Source organism: Pseudomonas sp. NPDC007930, assembly GCF_042958985.1.
Lineage (GTDB): Bacteria > Pseudomonadota > Gammaproteobacteria > Pseudomonadales > Pseudomonadaceae > Aquipseudomonas.
Map to the genome: position 1 here is coordinate 324463 of NZ_JBIBKC010000002.1, position 14329 is coordinate 338791.

General features: G+C 64.9%; 14 protein-coding genes. 7 read left to right on the forward strand and 7 right to left on the reverse strand.

Annotated elements, in window-relative coordinates; genetic code table 11:
• Positions 1–127 precede the first annotated feature (127 nt).
• The 3 genes from ACFZCE_RS05945 (at position 128) to ACFZCE_RS05955 (ending at position 1826) form a co-directional block, all read left to right on the forward strand.
• Positions 128–460 (forward strand): pilin assembly protein, encoded by a 333-nt coding sequence (locus tag ACFZCE_RS05945; RefSeq protein WP_390936954.1) that lies wholly within the window; start codon positions 128–130, stop codon positions 458–460.
• 153 nt (positions 461–613) lie between these two features.
• A complete protein-coding gene (locus tag ACFZCE_RS05950) occupies positions 614–1009 on the forward strand; it encodes a DUF4398 domain-containing protein (protein WP_390936956.1) in 396 nt (131 codons plus the stop codon).
• Between the two features lie 40 nt (positions 1010–1049).
• Positions 1050–1826: an OmpA family protein gene (locus ACFZCE_RS05955; RefSeq protein ID WP_390936958.1), complete on the forward strand. Its 777-nt coding sequence runs from the start codon at positions 1050–1052 to the stop codon at positions 1824–1826.
• A 69-nt stretch (positions 1827–1895) separates the two neighbouring features.
• Here ACFZCE_RS05955 and ACFZCE_RS05960 read toward each other — a convergent pair whose 3' ends face one another.
• From ACFZCE_RS05960 to ACFZCE_RS05970, 3 genes are all read right to left on the reverse strand, one after another.
• The gene (locus ACFZCE_RS05960; protein WP_390936960.1) at positions 1896–3704 is read right to left on the reverse strand and encodes an ATP-binding cassette domain-containing protein; all 1809 of its coding nucleotides are present in this window, start codon (positions 3702–3704) and stop codon (positions 1896–1898) included.
• 78 nt (positions 3705–3782) lie between these two features.
• Positions 3783–4442, reverse strand: a complete 660-nt coding sequence (locus tag ACFZCE_RS05965) for a polysaccharide lyase family 7 protein (RefSeq protein WP_390936962.1) — start codon at positions 4440–4442, stop codon at positions 3783–3785.
• Positions 4443–4576: 134 nt separating this feature from the next.
• Positions 4577–5599 carry an alpha/beta hydrolase fold domain-containing protein gene (locus ACFZCE_RS05970; RefSeq protein ID WP_390936964.1) on the reverse strand — a complete coding sequence of 341 codons (1023 nt, stop codon included), beginning with the start codon at positions 5597–5599 and terminating at the stop codon, positions 4577–4579.
• 149 nt (positions 5600–5748) lie between these two features.
• Between ACFZCE_RS05970 and ACFZCE_RS05975 the strand changes: the two genes are divergently transcribed.
• Positions 5749–6633 carry a LysR substrate-binding domain-containing protein gene (locus ACFZCE_RS05975; RefSeq protein ID WP_390936965.1) on the forward strand — a complete coding sequence of 295 codons (885 nt, stop codon included), beginning with the start codon at positions 5749–5751 and terminating at the stop codon, positions 6631–6633.
• A gap of 332 nt (positions 6634–6965) precedes the next feature.
• Complete coding sequence (locus ACFZCE_RS05980; RefSeq protein WP_390936967.1) at positions 6966–7460, forward strand: DUF2442 domain-containing protein; 495 nt, start codon at positions 6966–6968, stop codon at positions 7458–7460.
• Positions 7461–7466: 6 nt separating this feature from the next.
• Here the strand turns inward: ACFZCE_RS05980 and ACFZCE_RS05985 are convergent, their stop codons facing one another.
• Positions 7467–8336, reverse strand: a complete 870-nt coding sequence (locus tag ACFZCE_RS05985) for a neutral zinc metallopeptidase (protein ID WP_390936969.1) — start codon at positions 8334–8336, stop codon at positions 7467–7469.
• 242 nt (positions 8337–8578) lie between these two features.
• Here ACFZCE_RS05985 and ACFZCE_RS05990 point away from each other — a divergent pair, with 242 nt between their 5' ends.
• Positions 8579–9544 carry a hypothetical protein gene (locus ACFZCE_RS05990; RefSeq protein WP_390936971.1) on the forward strand — a complete coding sequence of 322 codons (966 nt, stop codon included), beginning with the start codon at positions 8579–8581 and terminating at the stop codon, positions 9542–9544.
• A gap of 25 nt (positions 9545–9569) precedes the next feature.
• Positions 9570–10475, forward strand: coding sequence for a hypothetical protein (locus tag ACFZCE_RS05995; RefSeq protein ID WP_390936973.1), 906 nt, complete (start codon positions 9570–9572; stop codon positions 10473–10475).
• A 3-nt stretch (positions 10476–10478) separates the two neighbouring features.
• Here the strand turns inward: ACFZCE_RS05995 and lysS are convergent, their stop codons facing one another.
• The 3 genes from lysS to ACFZCE_RS06010 all read right to left on the reverse strand — a co-directional run bounded on the left by lysS (position 10479) and on the right by ACFZCE_RS06010 (position 14298).
• The gene (gene lysS, locus ACFZCE_RS06000; protein WP_390936975.1) at positions 10479–11981 is read right to left on the reverse strand and encodes a lysine--tRNA ligase; all 1503 of its coding nucleotides are present in this window, start codon (positions 11979–11981) and stop codon (positions 10479–10481) included.
• 121 nt (positions 11982–12102) lie between these two features.
• Positions 12103–13198, reverse strand: a protein-coding gene (gene prfB, locus ACFZCE_RS06005) for a peptide chain release factor 2 (RefSeq protein WP_390936976.1) whose coding sequence is annotated in 2 segments (ribosomal slippage) — positions 12103–13125 and positions 13127–13198 — 1095 coding nt in all. Because the reading frame shifts where the segments join, the coding sequence is not laid out codon by codon here.
• 92 nt (positions 13199–13290) lie between these two features.
• The gene (locus ACFZCE_RS06010) at positions 13291–14298 is read right to left on the reverse strand and encodes a diguanylate cyclase (protein WP_390936978.1); all 1008 of its coding nucleotides are present in this window, start codon (positions 14296–14298) and stop codon (positions 13291–13293) included.
• Positions 14299–14329: the final 31 nt, after the last annotated feature.

Below are 14329 nucleotides of genomic sequence, written 5' to 3' on the forward strand. Positions count from 1 at the left end.
TTGTTCAATCCCTGGATCGCCCCGCCCAGCGCCACGGCACTGAACAAGCGCGGGAAAAACCGCTCAGAACAACAGAGTGCCGCCACGCCGGCCGGCTGACAACCTTTCCCCCACACCGGAGCCCTTCATGAAGATCCGCGAGCTCGCCCAACACTGGGAAGACACCGCCAAAGGCCGCCTGAGCAAGACGCCCTACGCCATCCACCTCGACGTGGAAGCCGCCGCGCGGCTGGAGGCGCTGGCGCAGATGTACCCCAAGCACCACACCGATGAACTGCTCGGCGAGCTGATCGGCGCGGCGCTGGAAGAACTCGAGGGCAGCTTCCCTTATGTGCAGGGCAGCAAGGTGATCGCCACCGACGAACAAGGCGACCCGATGTACGAAGACATCGGCCCCACCCCGCGTTTTCTCGCACTGGCGCGCGAGCACCTGGCGCGGCTGCAGAACGGGCAACCGTGAAAATTGCCGGCCTGGGCAGGAATTTCTCTGAACTATTGAAAAAACACTTGAGTCCCAAACGTTAGCCATAACAGCAAACAGCGTGGCCAGGACCCAAGCCCGCGGACTGTCATGGACGAACACTTTTTCAGGAGTCTTTGAGGAGTCATGAACATGACGATGAGAACTGCCAAGCACCCCACTTCTGTCCGCGGGATCAAGCTGGCCATGCTGGCCCTGGGCAGCAGTTTCATCCTCGCCGGCTGTGCCGGTAACCCGCCCACCGAGCAGTACGCCCTCGCCCAGAGCGCGGTGAACGACGCGGTCAGCAATGGCGGCGTGGAGTACGCGCCGGTGGAAACCAAATCGGCCCAGGACAAGTTCAAGGAAGCTGAACTGGCCATGCACGATGAGAAGTACGACCAAGCCCGCAACCTGGCCGAACAGGCCGAATGGGATGCCCGCGTCGCGACCCGCAAGGCGCAAGCGGTCAAGGCCCAGAAAGCGGTGCAGGATGCCCACCAGGGCGTGCAAGACCTGCGTGAAGAAGGCCTGCGCAACGCGCAGTGAGCCACTTCGCTTTTTACGTACTGAATAAGGAAGCATCATTATGCGCAACTACGTTTTGATCCCTGCCCTGCTCGCCGCCAGCATTGCCCTTGCCGCCTGCTCGACGCCGCCGAACCAGAACCTGGAACAGGCCCGCAGCAACTTCACCTCGTTGCAGACCAACCCCAAGTCGCCGACCCTGGCGGCGCTGGAAACCAAAGACGCGCAAGACTGGCTGAACAAAGCCGATGCCGCCTACCGCAACGATGACGACACGAAAAAAGTCGACCAGTTGGCTTACCTGGCCAACCAGCGCGTTGAGTACGCCAAGCAGACCATCGCCATGAAAAGCGCCGAGGAAGAGCTGAAAAACGCCGCCTCCGAGCGCGCCAAGGCGCAACTGGCGGCCCGCGACGCGCAGATCAAAAAGCTGCAAGACAGCCTCAACGCCAAGCAGACCGACCGCGGCACCGTGGTCACCTTCGGCGATGTGCTGTTCGACCTGAACAAGTCGGACCTCAAGGCCGCGGGCATGAACAACGTCGCCCAACTGGCGCAGTTCCTGCGCGACAACCCTGAGCGCCAACTGGTGGTCGAGGGCTACACCGACAGCACCGGTGGCGATGCCTACAACCAGAGCCTCTCGGAGCGCCGCGCCAACTCGGTGCGCGCCGCGCTGGTGAAAATGGGCGTTGAGCCCAACCGCGTGATCGCCCAGGGTTATGGCAAGGAATACCCGGTCGCCGAGAACACCAGCGCCTCGGGCCGGGCAATGAACCGCCGGGTGGAAGTGACCATCTCCAACAACAACCAGCCCGTGGCGCCACGCACCCACTGAGCGAGGTTGTGAGGGATAGAAGCCGGCCCTGTGTACAGGGCCGGCTTTTTTGTGCCTGGCTCGCGGGCCCTACCGATACCCCTGCGCCTGCAACCCGAACAACGCCGCATAGCGCCCGCCCTGGGCCATCAACTGCTCATGGCTGCCGCGCTCCAGCACCCGCCCCTGCTCGATCACCACGATCAACCCGGCATTGCGCACACTCGAGAAGCGGTGGCTGATCAGCACGCTCATGCGCCCTTGGGCGTGGGCGCGAAAGTGCTCGAACACCGCCGCTTCAGCGGCCGCATCCAGGGCCGCGGTGGGTTCGTCGAGGATCAGGATGTCGGCCTCGCGGCGCATGTAGGCCCGCGACAGGGCGATCTTCTGCCATTGCCCGCCCGACAGCTCGCGGCCCCCGGCGAACCACTTGCCCAACTGGGTTTGGTAGCCGTTCTGCAACTGCTCGATAAACCCCGCCGCCATGCCCTTGGCTGCCGCCTCGCGCCAACGCGGTTCTTCGCTGAATGCCTCGGCGTCGCCCACGCCGAGGTTTTCCCCGGCGGTCATCTGGTAGCGCAGGAAGTCCTGGAAGATCACCCCGATGCGCCGGTGCAGGGCGCGCAAATCCCAGGCTTGCAGGTCAGTGCCGTCAAGCAGGATGCGCCCTTCGGTGGGGCTGTACAGCCGCGTGAGCAGCTTGATCAGGGTGGTTTTGCCCGAACCGTTCTCGCCCACCAGCGCCAGGCTTTGCCCGGGTGCCAGGTGCAGGTCGATGGCGGCCAGCGCCGGCACCTCGGCGCCGGGGTAGGTAAAGCCCACGCCCTCGAAGCGCAGGCCATCGCCCGGGGTTTCCCCCGCTTGCGCGTGGCCGGGGTTGGCCGGTACCGGCTCGGCCAGGTATTCATGCAGGTGGCTAAGGTACAGGCCGTCTTCGTACAGCCCACCCATCGCGCTCAGGCTCGAGCTGATCGCCGCCTGGCCTTGCTTGAACAGCACCAGGTACATGGTCATCTGGCCCAGGGTGGTGGTGCCCCCCACGGTGTCGAGCACCACCCAGGCGTAGGCCAGGTAAAAGCCCAGGGTGCCCAGCAGGCCCAGGGCAAAGCCCCAACCATCGCGGCGCAGGGTGAGCTGGCGGTCTTCGGCGTAGAGCCGCGCGAAGTTGTCGCGGTAGCGCTGCAACAGCAACGGCGCCAGCCCAAACAGCCGCACCTCCTTGATGTGCGCTTCTTGCGAAAGCAGCGTTTCGATGTAGTTCTGCCGGCGGGTTTCCGGCGCGCGGCGGGTGAACAGGCGGAACGCGTCGCCGGAAAAATGCGTTTCGGAGAAAAACACCGGCAACGCCGCCACCACCAGGATCGCCAGCGCCCACGGCGAAAAGTGCACCAGCAGCCAGCCGAAGCTCACCAGCGAAATCAGGTTTTGCACCAGCCCCAGGGATTTGCTCACCAGCCCCAATGGCCGGGTGGAGGCGTCACGGCGCACGCGCACTAGCTTGTCGTAGAACTCCGAGTCTTCGAATTGCAGCAAGGCGAGGGTCTGGGCTTTTTCCAGGATCAACACATTGACCTTCTGCCCCAACTGCGCCCGCAGCAACGCCTGCTGCACCGACAACGCCCGCTGCGCCGCCGCCAGCAAGGCCAGCACCCCGGCTTCGGCGAGCACCCAGCGCAGCACCGGCCACAACGGCGCCTGGCCTAGGCGCGCGTGGGCCTGCATGCCCTCCAGCACGGCATCGACGATACGCTGGCCGATCCACGCGGCCGCCGCCGGCAGCACCCCGGCCAGCAACGTGGCCAATACCAGCCCGAGAAACAACGGCCGCGAGGTGGCCCAGACCAACGCCAGGGCACGGCGGGCCTGGCCAAAGAAGGCGAACAAACTGCGCAGGCGCATAGGGCGAAGCACTCCGGCCAAACAGGGTTCGGCACGCGCGGGCGCGCCGGGTTCAGCCGGGGATCATACCGCCGTGGCTCACTTGGCGGTGTGGCTGGTCACCAGTTTGCTGTAGGTGACCTTACCGCCTTCAGTGGCGTAGCCCACGTTGTCGAGGGTGTACACGCCGGCCTTGAAGTAGAAGTTGTAGGCGTACCAACTGGGGTCGAGGCTTACGCTGGGGCCGCTGTTGTTGATCAGCACGCTGAGCTTGCCGCTGGCCAGCATCTGGATCGAATAACTGAAGCTCTGGTTCAGCGCCATCGGCACGCTGTACATCACCGGGCTTTTTTCATCGGCCGGTTTGACTCGGTACTCGAGGTCGATGAAACCGCCCTTGGCGGTGTAGCGGTAAACCATTTTCAGCAAGGGCGCGGCGGCGTTCTTGGCGTGGATCTGCGCCACCACCACACGGCCGGTGGAGGGCACCTGGTTGACCGCCAGGGTGCCGCTCATGCTGTTGCTGCCGCTGTTGTAGAGCCAGTTGCGCGCTTGGCCATCGGCGAGGGTTTCGCGCAGTTCGGTGCGCGGGAAGTCACTGCTGCCCGAATGCGAGCCGGTGACTGGCGCCCACATCACGATGCCGCCGCTGGTCACGCTGAAGTACGGGCTTTGCAGGGCCGCGACCCTGGCGGTGGCCACGGTCAAGGCGGGGGTTTCAATGGGCAGGGTCAGGTTCCAGACACTCAGGTCGATCATCGCGGCGCTCTCTCACGGTACGGTGCAGCGGCCCTCTGGCGCGCATGCTGAGCGTGTTAACGGCGCGGTTTTCAAAGGCATGAAGGGCAGGCGACGGGTGGTGAGGCCAAGGGCCCGCCGCCTGGCGATACCCCTTAGCGCAGGTGGGCTTTGAGTTCTTGCCCCGCCTGGCGCATGGCGGCCTGCACTTCCGGCACGCTACTCAGGGGGTTGAGCAGGCCGTAGTCGTGGATCATCCCGTTGTAGCGCACCGCGGTCACCGGCACCCCGGCGGCGTCGAGTTTGCGCGCATAGGCCTCGCCTTCGTCACGCAGTACGTCAAGGGCGGCGGTTTGCACCAGCGCCGGCGGCAGCCCCTTGAGTTGCTCCAGGCTCGCTTGCAGCGGCGAGGCGTGCACGCTGGCGCGCTGGGCGGCATCGGTGGTGTAGTTGTCCCAGAACCACTTCATCATGTTGCGGGTGAGGAAGTGGCCGTCGGCGTATTGCTGGTACGAGGCGGTGTCGAAGTTGGCATCGGTCACCGGCCACAGCAGCAACTGGAAGCGCAGTTTCGGCGTGCCCTGTTCCTTGGCCATCAGGCTGACCACCGCGGCCATGTTGCCGCCCACGCTGTTGCCGGCCACCGCCAGGCGGCTGCTGTCTACCCCTAGCGCCTTGCCGTTTTCGGCTACCCAACGGGTGGCGGCGTAGGCCTGGTTGATCGCGGTGGGGAAGTGCGCTTCCGGCGAAGGGGTGTAGTTCACGTACACCGCCACCGCGCCGGAATTGACCACCAGGTCGTGGATCAGCCGGGCGTGGGTCGGGTAGTCGCCCAGCACCCAGCCGCCGCCGTGGAAGAACATGAACACCGGCAGCTCACCCTTGGCATTGGCCGGGCGCACGATGGTCAGGCCGATGCGCTGGCCATCGGCGTCGATGCTGCGCTCGCTGACAACAGTGCCCTTGAGGTCGACCTTCACCGAGTTCTGCGCGCCGGTGAGCACCGCGCGGGCGGCGGCCGGGGCCAGTTGCTCGAGGGGTTTGCCGCCGCTGCTGTTCAGCGCGTTGAGAAAGGCCTGGGTATGGCTTTCGGCGGCGGCATCTGGCTGGGCGGCGAAGGCCGAGCTCACCGCCAAGGCGAGGGTGGCGGCCGCGAGGGTTTTGCGCAGTACGTTCATGGTCATGTCCTTCTGAATATCGGGGTTGAGGTGTTTGCCGCGCCGGTGTTTTGCGCAACAGCGTTGGCATGGCGCTACTTTAGGGGTAGGCAAAAACCACAACAATTCCCTAAAATTCGAAAACATTGATTCCAAAAAAGGGACACTCCATGGACCGCATCGACTGCATGCGCGCGTTCGTCGCCACCGTCGACGCCAACGGCTTCGCCGCCGCCGCCCGCGCGTTGCAGGTGCCGCGCTCGAAAGTCAGCAAGCAGATCCAGGCACTGGAAGACGCCATCGGCGTGCAGCTGCTGCTGCGCACAACCCGCAGCCTGCACCTGACCGAGGCGGGCGCCGAATACTACGAGGCCTGCCGCGAGCTGATCGCCTCGCTGGACGAAGCCGAACAGCGCGCCCGCAGCGGCCTGGCCGAGGTGCACGGGGTGCTGCGGGTGAACGCGCCGATGTCGTTCGGGCTGTCGCGGCTGGGGCCGTTGCTGCCGCGCTTTCATGCATTGCACCCCAAGCTCGAGTTGCAATTGGTGTTCAGCGACCAGCAGGTCGACCCGATCAAGGGGGGCTTCGACGTGACCATCCGCATCGCCAGCCTGGCCGACTCCTCACTGGTGGCCCGCACCCTGGCGCCAGCGCCGCGGGTGCTGGTGGCCGCCCCCGCCTACCTGGAACGGGCCGGCACCCCGCACACCCCGAAAGACCTCGCCCGCCACGCCTGCCTGAACTACGGCTACCTGCAAAGCGGGGTGAGCCTGCAGTTGAGCAACGGCAAGGAAACGCAAAAGGTCCACGTCACCGGCCCGCTGCACGCCAACAACGGCGACCTGCTCGCCCAGGCCGCCGAAGCAGGCATGGGCATCGCCCTGCTGCCGACCTTCATCGTCGAAAAAGCCCTGGCCGCCGGGACTCTGGTCGCGGTGATGTGCGACTGGCAGGCGCCGCCGATCTCGATCAACGCGGTATACCCCTCGGCGCGGCGGGTGCCGATGAAGACCCGGGTGTTTCTGGATTTCCTCAAGGAGGCGTTGGCCGAGTGAGGGCGCTCCTCGCCGGGCACAGCCGTCATGCTGTTCACTTAAAAGGCTTCAGGGCTTCATGGAGGGGCTCAATCCGTGAGCGCTGCTGATTCCGTGCATGACCTGACTGGCCCATCGCCCGGCACAGCCGGAGTGCCGGACCACGGCCTCCCACCAGATTTGTGTAAGTCATTGATTTGGTGAGCAACACAGACCCCGTGGGAGGCCGGCTGTGCCGGGCGAGGGGCCCTAACAGGTGGCGTGCTGCTGAGGGTGCTACAGCTTACACCGGAGACACACATGGCAAAAAATACGCTTGGCAAAGCTGCAACCACAGCACTTAAGCTTCAGCAATGACCCACCGCCACTTCACCCTCGTCGCTGTAATCCCCTCGCCGCCGGCAACGCTATCGCTGCGCTACGCCGATGGTGAACACTTTGACGTTGACCTAGGCACACTTATCGCCAGCATTCCGTGCCTTGCCGCGCTGGCCAACCCTGAGCTTTTCAATCAGGCACGGGTGGGCGAGTGGGGTGCCTGTGTGGCGTGGGCAAACGACGACAGCCTAGAGCTTGCCGCGGATAACCTTCGCGCTCGCGCTATCGAACAAGCCGGTGGCTACTCCCATGAGGCCATCTGGAACTGGATGGCCAAACACCACCTGACCTTGGACTCCGCGGCGCGGGCGCTAGGCCTGAGCCGGCGGATGCTGGCGTATTACCGCAGTGGCGAGAAACCGGTGCCCCGTACAGTGGGCCTGGCATTACTCGGTTGGGAATGCACGCTCAAAACCTGCCCGCCCCCACCAGGCCAGTGCGCAATCGCGCCCCAGGCTGGGCACAGGTAACGGCTGTTACAGCGCCCGCGCCGCAAACGTATCACAGCCCTCCAGCCGGCCATTGGCAAAGCCGGCCTTGAACCACTTCACCCGCTGCGCCGAGGTGCCATGTGTGAAGGAGTCGGGCACCACGCGGCCTTGGCCTTGCTGCTGCAAGCGGTCGTCGCCGATGGCGTTGGCGGCGCGCAGGGCGTTTTCCACGTCGCCGGGCTCCAGCCAGTGCAGGCGCTGTTCGGCGTGGTTGGCCCACACGCCGGCCAGGCAGTCGGCTTGCAGCTCCTGGCGCACCAACAGGCCGCCGGCGCCTTCCAGGCGCTGGCCTTGGCGGCGCGCGGCGTCGACCTTCTGGGTGATGCCCAGCAGGGTTTGCACGTGGTGGCCCACTTCATGGGCGATCACGTAGGCCTCGGCGAACTCGCCAGCGGCGTTGAAGCGCTCGCGCATTTCGCGGAAAAAGTCCATGTCGAGGTACACCTGGCGGTCGCCAGGGCAATAGAACGGGCCCACGGCCGAGCTGGCCTGGCCACAGGCCGAACCCACCCGGCCGTTGAACAACACCAGTTTCGGTGCCTGGTATTGCCGGCCGCCCTGCTGGAAGAGGGTTTGCCAGGTGTCTTCGGTATCGCCCAGTACCGCGCGCACAAAGTCAGCCTGCTGGTCACCTGCCGGCGGCGCCGCGCGGCCTTGGCTGGGGGCGCTGGTGCTGCCCTGCCCGGCCAGTTGCTCGAGCAGTTGCAGCGGGTCTTGCCCGGTGAGCAGGCCAAAGCCGACGATCAACACCACCGCGCCCAGGCTCAACCCGCCACCCAGGCGCACGCCACCACCGCCGCCACCACCACGGGCGTCGACCACGTTGTCGCTGCGCCGGCCTTTTTTCCAGAGCATTCCACGCCCCCTCGGGCCCCAAAGAAGATAGGCCCTCCATTGGGACCTACACCACGCCCTAAAGTTTGCGGGCTTTAGGCCATACCTGGCAGATCTACTAGGTTCGCGATGAGCCAACAGTGCTTATGCTGCCCCCCTGACCATTCGTGGGAGGGTGAAGCATGGGGATGGCTCACTCATTCAAAGGTAAACGCCCCCGCTGGGCATGGTTGTTGTTAGCCTGCCTACCAGGCTGCTACAGCGTGGCGGGTGAATTCACCACGGCCGCCGGCCAACTGCCCGGCTGGTACTCGGTGCCCAGTGGTGGCATCGGCGCCGAGGATGCCGATGCCCCGGGTACTGTGCTGGCAGTCCCAGGGCTCGAAGCCTACCAGGCCGCTGGCCGGGCCCGGCAGGTGCGCCAAGGCTATCGGATTACCACCACCACATGGAGCAAGGGCGATCAACCGATGGGGCTTAGCGTCAGCGTGGAAGACGCCAACGGTAACCTCGGGGCGCTGATCCAAACGCCCACCGTCAATGGCTATTTTGCCCAACTAGCCAACGGCGCTCGGCAGTGGCAAGACGAACCGCCCTCCTCCTCCTACATCGAGCGTGAAGCCCCGGCGCCAGAGAACGCCACACCTGCCCTGGCCTCAGTATTCTCCAGCGCCCAGCCCTACGACGTACCGATCGCGTTCGGGTTTTCCGGCGGCGCCCAACTGCAGTTGTTCAAGGCACAAGCGGCACTGCTGAGCGACCCGACACCGGGCCTGATGTATGGCCTGGCGCAGGTAGCCTTTGCCCAAGCCATGCTGGATGCCGCCGGTCTAGGTAACATCCACCTGACGATGGTCGGTTTGCAACGGGTAGACGACGACTACGCAGTTGCGCCGCGCACGCTGAGCGCGCTGGAGAGCATTTTCCCGGTGCTGGCGACACAGCCGCCGCCGTTCACCGTGTTCGCGGCGTTTTTCCAACACGTCACGTACGCCAGCGTGGCATGGAAAGGGACACGGATAGCGCGCTCGGTGAATGCCGTGCAGTACCCATTCGCCTTCCAGCATGCACTGAGCAACCATTTGGGCCTGCAGCGCCCGGGCGAACCGGCGGGCGCCTGCACGGTGCCCAACCCCAAAGCTTGCACGCCTGCCGAGCTGATGGCTTGGGCGCGGGCCTGGGAAACCGCAGCGCCGCGCTGGGCCCGCCTGGCCTCGGCGATGTTTTGAGCCGCACTCGCCAGAGAACCTACTGATGCGCCAATCCGCGTGGTTACCGTTGCTGGCATTCGTGGTACTTGCGCACGTCGACAATGTACAGGCCAGTTGCCTCAGCGGCGCGCCTACCCCACTGCCGATAGGCCGGGTACCCGGCACGCTGGTCGATGCCATTACCCCACCCCCCGAGGCCATGCCCAGCAACGCTGCGGCCGACTACTCGATGGGTGAACGCCACCAGTGGCTGAGCGACGGTTACTTGCTTGAAATCGTGCACTGGCTGCGCCACGGGCAGGATGCCGGCGTGGCCTATACGGTGCAGGCAGCGAACCGTAGCCGCCTGAGCCTTCTGCACACTCCGGCTTGGCAGGGCCTGTACCTGGCGCCAGCGCGCGGCCCGGCGCGCTGGCTGGCAACCCCTGACGCGCCACAGCTGGCGGCACAGGGCGTGGCGCCAGCACCTGGAGTACAAACACCTAGGGCGGCTTACTCTGCCGGCGGCCAATATGACATTGCGCTGTACGTGTGCGTGTCGCCCCAAGCCCTGCAACAGCTAGGCGGCGAGGAACTGTTCACGCTGTACATCCGCTTGCTGGCGTTGACCGTCAATGCGCCGCTACGGGAAGCCGGGGTCGAGAATGTGCGCGTGCATGCCGCAGGCTACTGGGAAATGAACGATAACCCACCCGCGACCGCCCAGGCTTTGACGGACGTCGCGCCCGGCACGGCCGCGGTAGGTTTGACGATGTTACTGGTCGAAGACCCAGCCCATGCCGGCACCACTTGGCTCAACGGGCCAGTGGCCGTCATGCCAGTGCGCCGGCCCTTGGCATTGCGCCAATCGCTTGCGCGGAGCACGGCGGGCCAGGACAGCACAGCCAATCTGGCCCAAGCCTGGCGTGAGGCCGCGCCGCGCTGGGCGGCGGGCCAAACTGGGCGTTAGGGATTACGCCTCGGGGCGCATGTGCGGGAAGAGGATCACGTCGCGGATCGACGGCGAGTCGGTCAGCAGCATCACCAGGCGGTCGATGCCGATGCCTTCACCGGCGGTGGGCGGCATGCCGTATTCCAGGGCGCGCACGAAGTCGGCGTCGTAGTGCATGGCTTCGTCGTCGCCGGCGTCTTTCTCGGCCACCTGGGCCATGAAGCGTTCGGCCTGGTCTTCGGCGTCGTTGAGCTCGGAGTAGGCGTTGGCGATTTCACGGCCACCGATGAACAGCTCGAAGCGGTCGGTGACCGCCGGGTTGTCGTCGTTGCGGCGGGCCAGCGGCGAGACTTCGAACGGGTATTCGGTGATGAACGTCGGTTGCTCGAGCTTGTGCTCGACCAGCTCTTCGAAAATCATCGTTTGCAGCTTGCCCAGGCCTTCGTAGCCTTTTACCGCGGCGCCGGCTTTTTTCGCCAGGGCGCGGGCCTTGTCGAGGTCTTGCAGGTCTTCGGCGGTAACCTCGGGGTTGTACTTGAGGATCGAGGCAAACACCGACAAACGCTGGAACGGCTGGCCGAAGTGGAACAGCTTGCCCTGGTACGGCACGTCGGTGCTGCCCAGTACCAGTTGCGCCAGCTCACGGAACAGGGCCTCGGTGAGGTCCATGTTGTCGCGGTAGTCGGCGTAGGCCTGGTAGAACTCGAGCATGGTGAACTCGGGGTTGTGCCGGGTCGAAACGCCTTCGTTGCGGAAGTTGCGGTTGATCTCGAAGACTTTCTCGAAACCACCGACCACCAGCCGCTTGAGGTACAGCTCCGGCGCGATGCGCAGGAACATCGGCAGGTCGAGGGCGTTGTGGTGGGTCTCGAACGGCTTGGCCGCAGCGCCGCCAGGGATGGTCTGCAGCATCGGGGTTTCGACTTCGAGGAAGCCGCGCTGGGCGAGGAAGCTGCGAATGTGGCCGATCACCTGGGAACGCACGCGGAAGGTGTGGCGGGTTTCTTCGTTGACGATCAGGTCGACGTAGCGCTGGCGGTAACGCACCTCGGTGTCGGTCAGGCCGTGGTGCTTGTCGGGCAGCGGGCGCAGGGCTTTGGTCAGCAGGCGCACGTTGGCCATGTCGACGTACAGGTCGCCCTTGCCGGAGCGGGCCAGGTTGCCTTCGACGGCGATGATGTCACCCAGGTCCCAGGTTTTGATCGCGGCCAGGGTGGCTTCGTCGAGCACCTTGCGGTTCACGTACACCTGCAGGCGCCCGGAGGTGTCTTGCAGGACCATGAACGCGCCGCGGTTGAGCATGATGCGACCGGCCACCTTCACAGGAATGGCGAGGCTTTCGAGTTCTTCCTTGGTTTTGTCGGCGTACTGCTTCTGCAGGTCATCGCAGAGGCTGTCGCGGCGGAAGTCGTTCGGGAAGGCCTGGCCCTGGGCGCGCACGGCGGCAAGTTTTTCCTTGCGCTGGGCGATCAGTTTGTTTTCTTCCTGTTGCAGGTCTTGCGGGTCGAGTGGTTGGTCGCTCATGTCGGTTCCGGTCAAGAAAGAGGAACGCTGGGGGCCTGAACCCCCAGCTTCAAGCGTCAAGCTTAAAGCCTCAAGCCGAGGCGCGCTGCCTTGCAGCTTTCAGCTTGCCGCTGTCGTTAAATCAAAGGCCTTGCTTGAGGCTGGCCTCGAGGTATTCGTCCAGGTCGCCGTCGAGCACCTTGTCGCAGTCGCTGCGCTCGATGCCGGTGCGCAGGTCCTTGATGCGGGACTGGTCGAGCACGTACGAACGGATCTGGTGGCCCCAGCCGATGTCGGACTTGCTGTCTTCCAGCGCCTGGCTGGCCGCGTTGCGCTTCTGGATCTCCTGCTCGTACAACCGGGCCCGCAGCATTTTCATGGCGGTGTCCTTGTTGGCGTGCTGGGAGCGTTCGTTCTGGCAGCTGACCACGGTGTTGGTCGGCACGTGGGTGATCCGCACCGCGGAGTCGGTGGTGTTCACGTGCTGGCCACCGGCCCCGGAGGAGCGGTAGGTGTCGATGCGCAGGTCGGCCGGGTTGATCTCAATCTCGATGTTGTCGTCGATTTCAGGCGAGACGAACACCGCGGTGAACGAGGTGTGGCGGCGGTTGCCGGAGTCGAACGGGCTTTTGCGCACCAGCCGGTGCACGCCGATCTCGGTGCGCAGCCAGCCGAAGGCGTACTCGCCCTTCACGTGCAGGGTGGCGCCCTTGATGCCGGCCACTTCGCCTTCGGACAATTCCATGATGGTGGCGTCGAAGCCGCGCTTGTCGGCCCAGCGCAGGTACATGCGCAGCAGCATGTTGGCCCAGTCCTGGGCTTCGGTGCCGCCGGAGCCGGCCTGGATGTCGAGGTAGGCGTTGTTCATGTCCATTTCGCCGCTGAACATCCGGCGGAATTCGAGCTTCTCGAGGATGCCACGCAGGCGCTCGACCTCGCTGGCGACATCGCCGGCGGCGTTCTCGTCGTCTTCCTCGACGGCCATGTCGAGCAGTTCGCGGGAGTCGGCCAGGCCCGAGGTGAGTTCGTCGAGGGTGTCGACCACGGCGGCCAGGGCGGCGCGCTCACGGCCCAGGTTCTGGGCGTATTCGGGGTTGTTCCAGACGTTGGCGTCTTCGAGCTCGCGGTTTACTTCGACCAGCCGATCATGCTTGTGATCGTAGTCAAAGATACCCCCGAATGGTTTCGGAGCGCTCGGAGAGGTCCTTGATGCTGTTCAGGATCGGATTGATTTCCATGGTCGGCGGCACTCATGCAGGGCGGATCAAAAGCCGGGGAGTATATCACGGCTTTGGCCCCGATCACGCCCGGCGAGCGCCCGCGCGGCGCTTCAATCAGCCACCCCGACCTGGTTGCGGCCGCTGTTCTTGGCCAGGTACAGGCCTTTGTCGGCGGCGGAAATCAACAACCGGCAGTTGCTGCCCTGGGCCGGGGTGAAGGTCGCCAGGCCGATGCTGACCGTCAGCGGCGAGCCGGGCTCCGGGGCGTTGTGCAAAATGCCCAGGCCGGCGATGGTCTGGCGCAGTTTTTCCGCGACTAGGCGGGCGCCACCGGGCGAGGTGTTGGGCAGCACCAGGGCGAACTCCTCGCCGCCATAGCGGGCCGGCAGGTCGCTGGAGCGGCTGGAGGTGCCGCGGATCGCCTCGGCGACCTTGCGCAGCGCTTCGTCACCCTCGAGGTGGCCGAAGTTGTCGTTGTAAGACTTGAAGTAGTCGACGTCGATCATCAGCAGCGACAGTTGGCTCTGGTCACGCATCGCCCGGCGCCATTCCAGCTCCAGGTACTCGTCGAAGTGGCGGCGGTTCGACAACCCGGTCAGGCCATCGGAGTTCATCAGCCGTTGCAGCACCAGGTTGGTGTCGAGCAGTTGCTGCTGGCTCACCCGCAGCGCGCGGTAGGCCTCGTCGCGCTGCAGCAAGGTCAGGTAGGAACGCGAGTGGTAGCGAATCCGCGCCACCAGCTCGATGGTGTCGGGCAGCTTGACCAGGTAATCGTTGGCGCCAGCGGCGAACGCGGCGCTTTTGATCACCGCGTCTTCCTTGGTGGACAGCACGATGATCGGGATGTCCTGGGTGTTGGGGTGGTTGCGGTACTCGCGCACCAGGGTCAAGCCGTCGAGCCCGGGCATGATCAGGTCTTGCAGGATCACCGTGGGCTTGATGCGCATGGCCTGGGTGATCGCGTCGCGCGGGTCGGCGCAGAAGTGAAAGTCTATATTCACCTCCTGCATCAGCGAACGGCGGATGGCCTCACCGATCATGGCCTGGTCGTCGACCAGCAGCACCATGGCTTTGTTTTCATCGGTGGATTTGAACTCTTCGATCTGCAAGTCAAACATGCGCTGTCACCTGATCACTGCCTTTGCTGCC

Bases quoted from the DNA above. Each gene is read 5' to 3' on its own strand.
- ACFZCE_RS05960 (WP_390936960.1), bottom strand. From the start codon at position 3,704: ATGCGCCTGCGCAGTTTGTTCGCCTTCTTTGGCCAGGCCCGCCGTGCC.
- ACFZCE_RS05980 (WP_390936967.1), top strand. From the start codon at position 6,966: ATGACCCACCGCCACTTCACCCTCGTCGCTGTAATCCCCTCGCCGCCG.
- ACFZCE_RS05970 (WP_390936964.1), bottom strand. From the start codon at position 5,599: ATGAACGTACTGCGCAAAACCCTCGCGGCCGCCACCCTCGCCTTGGCG.
- ACFZCE_RS05955 (WP_390936958.1), top strand. From the start codon at position 1,050: ATGCGCAACTACGTTTTGATCCCTGCCCTGCTCGCCGCCAGCATTGCC.
- ACFZCE_RS05950 (WP_390936956.1), top strand. From the start codon at position 614: ATGACGATGAGAACTGCCAAGCACCCCACTTCTGTCCGCGGGATCAAG.
- ACFZCE_RS05995 (WP_390936973.1), top strand. From the start codon at position 9,570: ATGCGCCAATCCGCGTGGTTACCGTTGCTGGCATTCGTGGTACTTGCG.
- lysS (WP_390936975.1), bottom strand. From the start codon at position 11,981: ATGAGCGACCAACCACTCGACCCGCAAGACCTGCAACAGGAAGAAAAC.
- ACFZCE_RS05965 (WP_390936962.1), bottom strand. From the start codon at position 4,442: ATGATCGACCTGAGTGTCTGGAACCTGACCCTGCCCATTGAAACCCCC.
- ACFZCE_RS06010 (WP_390936978.1), bottom strand. From the start codon at position 14,298: ATGTTTGACTTGCAGATCGAAGAGTTCAAATCCACCGATGAAAACAAA.
- ACFZCE_RS05985 (WP_390936969.1), bottom strand. From the start codon at position 8,336: ATGCTCTGGAAAAAAGGCCGGCGCAGCGACAACGTGGTCGACGCCCGT.
- ACFZCE_RS05975 (WP_390936965.1), top strand. From the start codon at position 5,749: ATGGACCGCATCGACTGCATGCGCGCGTTCGTCGCCACCGTCGACGCC.
- ACFZCE_RS05945 (WP_390936954.1), top strand. From the start codon at position 128: ATGAAGATCCGCGAGCTCGCCCAACACTGGGAAGACACCGCCAAAGGC.